Source organism: Lysobacter sp. 1R34A (assembly GCF_051217035.1).
In the GTDB taxonomy this organism is placed as follows: Bacteria; Pseudomonadota; Gammaproteobacteria; order Xanthomonadales; family Xanthomonadaceae; genus Lysobacter.
In genome coordinates this window covers 1-4,167 of sequence record NZ_JBPKJP010000176.1, presented here as the reverse complement: position 1 = coordinate 4,167, position 4,167 = coordinate 1, and the positions used below count along the sequence as shown (strand labels likewise).

Below are 4,167 nucleotides of genomic sequence, written 5' to 3'. Positions count from 1 at the left end.
GCGGCCTGCACCGGCGCCCGCGCCGGGACCGCGCGCGCCGCCGGGCTTGCCGCCGTAGGGCTTGCGGCCCTGGCCGTCGGGATTGCGGTGACCGCTGGGGCCGGTCTCGACGCCATCGGGCACGTACCAGGTGCGGAACGCGGCCGGATTGCCGTCCGGCAGGGGCTTGGGACCCTTTTCCTTGCGCTGCTTGAACGGCTTGTGCGACTGGTTGGCCGCGGCTTCGCCGCTGACCGTCAGGCCGCCGTGCTTGCGCGGGCCGCCGCGGCCGCGGCCGCCGCGGTCTTCGCGGACATGATCGAAGCGGCGCAGTTCGCGGCCTTCGTCGGCGGTGTTATGGCCGCCGACGTAACCGTGGGCGCGTTCGCCGGACAGGTGCACGGTCGACTTGGCCGCCTTGCGCTGGCCGATCACCGGCTGCAGGGTCAGCGCCGAAGGCGTGCCGTCTTCCAGGCCGAGGTCGCCGCGCAGGGCGTCGACCTTGTCGGCGACCAGTTCCTGCGACTGGCCGCGCAGCAGTTCGCGCGGCAGCGATACGGTGCCGTAGCGGATGCGCTTGAGGCGGCTGACTTGGCAGCCCTGCGATTCCCACAGGCGGCGCACTTCGCGGTTGCGGCCTTCCTTGACCACGACCCGGAACCAGTCGTGCGAATCGCTGCCGCCGATGCGTTCGATCTCGTCGAACTTGGCCGGGCCGTCTTCGAGGGCGACGCCGCGGGCGAGGCGGTCGACGAGGTTGTCGGGTACCTGCTCCTGGCCTTCCGGCGCGCGCACGCGGCAGACGTACTCGCGCTCGACCTCGAAGGAGGGATGCATGAGCGCGTTGGCGAGTTCGCCGTCGGTGGTCAGCAGCAGCAGGCCGGTGGTGTTGATGTCGAGGCGGCCGATCGCGATCCAGCGCGCGCCCTTCAGCGCGGGCAGCGAATCGAAGATGGTCGGTCGGCCTTCGGGGTCTTCGCGCGTGGTCACTTCGCCTTCGGGCTTGTTGTACATCAGCACGCGCGAGGGCTCGGTCAGGGCGCTGGCGATGAAGCTGCGGCCGTCGAGTTCGATCTTGTCGCCGCCCTTGATGCTCATGCCGACCTGGGCGGTCTCGCCGTTGACCTTGACCAGGCCGTCGGCGATGCGCTGCTCGAGCGCGCGGCGCGAGCCCAGGCCCGCTTGCGCGAGGACCTTGTGCAGGCGTTCTTCCAGACGCGGCGCCTCGGCGGTCGCGCCGGCGTCGCTGCCGCGCTTCAGTGAGAGCTTGCGGCGGTTTTCTTCAGTCATTTCTGTTGCTCCGGCCGGTCGTCTTCGGACTCGGCCTCAAATTCCGGAACGGTCGTCGTCTCGACGGCGTGTTGGTCTTGCTCGTGATCGTTCGCGTCCGCCGCGCGCTCGCCCGGCGCGGCTTCGGGGTCGTCCGAAAGGACGGTTGTATCGGTGTCGCTGTCTGTATCGCTGGCGGCGTCGGCGCTTTCGTCTGCGCCGGCGTCGCCGGATTCGGTGCGGGCTTCGCCGCCGTCGACGGTCTCGTCGGCGGCGGTGGGCTCGTCGCTATCGCCGCTGGAGTCGGCCGGCTCGGCCGATCCGCTGGACTCGCCCGATTCGTCGGCGGCGCCGGACGAGTCGCGCTCGTCGTCGCCGGCTTCGGCATCGTTGCTGGCTTCGCCGTCGTGGCCGGCCTCGTCGTCCTGGCCGCTGGCGATGCCGCCGGTGGCGATCGCTTCGCCGTCGAGCGGCAGCTGCGGCTCCAGCTCGCCGATGTCCTTGAGCTCCGACAGCGGCGGCAGTTCGTCCAGGCGCTTGAGGCCGAAGTAATCGAGGAAGGCCTTGGTGGTGCCGAACAGGGCCGGCTTGCCGGGCACGTCGCGGTGGCCGACCACGCGGATCCACTCGCGCTCTTCCAGGGCCTTGATGATGTTGCTGCTGACCGCGACGCCGCGGACCTGTTCGATCTCGCCGCGGGTGATCGGCTGGCGGTAGGCGATCAGCGCCAGGGTCTCGAGGGTGGCGCGGGTGTAGCGGGTCTGGCGCTCGGTCCACAGGCGCGCGACCCAGGCGTGGACGTCGGCCTGGACCTGGAAGCGGAAGCCCGAGGCCAGTTCGACCAACTCCACGCCGCGCTCGGCGCAGCCCTCGCGCAAGGTTTCCAGCGCGGTCTCGACGCTGTCGGCCGGTGCCGGCTGGTCCTCGGGGAACAGGGCATGCAGCTGCGCCAGCGTCAGCGGCTGGTTGGCCGCGAGCAGGGCGGCTTCGACGATGCGGGTGACGAGGAGTTGGTCCATGGAATGCGTCTGAATCGTTGCGTTGGCGATCGGCCCTGGAGCCGGTGCGGAATCGGTGCCTGGGCGGTGGTCGGCCGGTCCTAGCTGTTTGGAAGCGGGCTATTCGGAAGCGGGCTACGTGGAAGCGGGCTACGTGGAAGCGGGCTACGTGGAAGCGGGCCAGGAAGGAGCGGGGTGTCCGGGCCATCGCGGCCGCGTGCGCGGCAGACGGAGGCCGAGCTGTGGAAACGTTCGAACGATGCGGCCCCGGCCCCTGCCGGGATCCACTCCGCCCCGGCGGGGCGGCACGACGGCGACAGCCAGGTCACGACAGCCAAGTCACGAAACCCGGTCGTCGTTGGCGGCGTCGTCGAACTCGCTGCTGAGTTCGATTTCGTCGGGGTCCTTCATCAGCGCCAGCGACTTGACGTAGATCGGCGCCGGCGGGCGGCCCTCTTCGGGCTGCTCCTGGACGATCTCGATCAACTGTTCCTTGGCCAGGGTCAGCAGGCCCAGGAACGTTACCACTATGCCGAGCCGGCCTTCTTCGACCGTGAACAGCGATTCGAAACGGTGGAACACGCCGTCGGACATGCGGGTCAGCAACTCGCCCATGCGCTGGCGGACGCTCAGGGCATCGCGCTTGATCGCGTGCTGGGTGTACAGCTCGGCACGCTTGAACACGTCGTGCAGGGCCAGCAGCATCTCGCGCAGGTCGACCGGCGGCGGCAGTTTGACCGAGGCCCGGTCCGGCACGTAAGCCTGCGCCGGGCTGGTGTCGCGGTCCTGGCGGGGCAGGCTGTCGATGTCTTCGGCCGCCTTCTTGAAGCGCTCGTACTCCTGCAGCCGGCGGACCAGCTCGGCGCGCGGGTCTTCTTCGATCCCTTCCTCGTTCGCCGCGCGCGGCAGCAGCATGCGCGACTTGATCTCGGCCAGGATCGCGGCCATCACCAGGTATTCGGCGGCCAGCTCGAAACGCATCTCGTGCATGGCCTGGATGTAGGTCACGTACTGACGGGTGATCTCGGCGACCGGGATGTCGAGAATCTCCAGATTCTGACGGCGGATCAGGTACAGCAGCAGGTCGAGCGGGCCTTCGAACGCGTCCAGGATGACTTCGAGCGCGTCCGGCGGGATGTAGAGATCCTGCGGAATCTGCAGCACCGGCTGGCCGTGGACCATCGCCAGCGGCATCTCCTGCTGCTGAGGCGGCGTCGGGGCGGGGCTGGATTCGGTCGCGACGGGCGCGGGTTCGTTGCTCATTCGAAACCGGCCCCTCCGGGCCGTGGGCACTGCGGTTACGACGATGCTTGCGGCGCATGGCCGCATCGAGAGTCGCGCCAGGCCGTGCAAGGACCGGGATCGAGCTTCCCTGCGGGTGCTGCGGACCACTCAGAAAGGCGTGTGCTTTAGGCCCGAACGGCCCCGTCCTGCGCGTCACGACGAGGCGTGGCGGCTGAGACGAAGGGGTTGCGGGCGTGAGCCGGTGGTCTGCAGCTGTGCACTGGCGTACTGGCGCACCGATGGTGTGCGGGGAAGTACGGGTGCTGACGTGGCGACGGCGTGGATCCTGTCGCGACGGGCCGCTGCATCCGGCCTCGGGCAATTGACAGTTAGGGTAAGGGCTGGGGCGGGCAGTGTCCAGCGCCGGCATGAACGCCGGCCGGTCGCGGCGCGACGGCGGCGGTCCGGGCCGGGCCGGGCCGGGCGGCGGCTACGACGCCCGGGTCGGCCGATCGCGGCGGAGGCGTGCCGGGTCTGTCGCCGGGCCGTGCGGCTAATTAGACTGGGCAGGCATAACTAATGGACTGGGGAATCGCAATGAACCAAGCAAGGACAGTCGCCGCTGCCCTGATGTTGGCGCTGGCGGGCTGCAACGCGCCCGCGCCCGAGGCGGGCAACGCCGCCGAGCCGGCTGCGC

At 69.8% G+C, this 4,167-nt stretch carries 3 protein-coding genes; all 3 read right to left on the bottom strand.

All coding sequences use genetic code 11. The features are described from left to right. A partial coding sequence (locus tag ACSAMQ_RS20130) for a pseudouridine synthase (RefSeq protein ID WP_435397362.1) occupies positions 1–1,269 on the bottom strand: 1,269 nt, incomplete at its 3' end. Further along, positions 1,266–2,267: an SMC-Scp complex subunit ScpB gene (gene scpB, locus ACSAMQ_RS20125; protein WP_435397361.1), complete on the bottom strand. Its 1,002-nt coding sequence runs from the start codon at positions 2,265–2,267 to the stop codon at positions 1,266–1,268. The genes scpB and ACSAMQ_RS20130, both read right to left, overlap by 4 nt. Positions 2,268–2,585: 318 nt before the next feature. Further along, the gene (locus ACSAMQ_RS20120) at positions 2,586–3,509 is read right to left on the bottom strand and encodes a segregation and condensation protein A (RefSeq protein ID WP_435397360.1); all 924 of its coding nucleotides are present in this window, start codon (positions 3,507–3,509) and stop codon (positions 2,586–2,588) included. Positions 3,510–4,167: the final 658 nt, after the last annotated feature.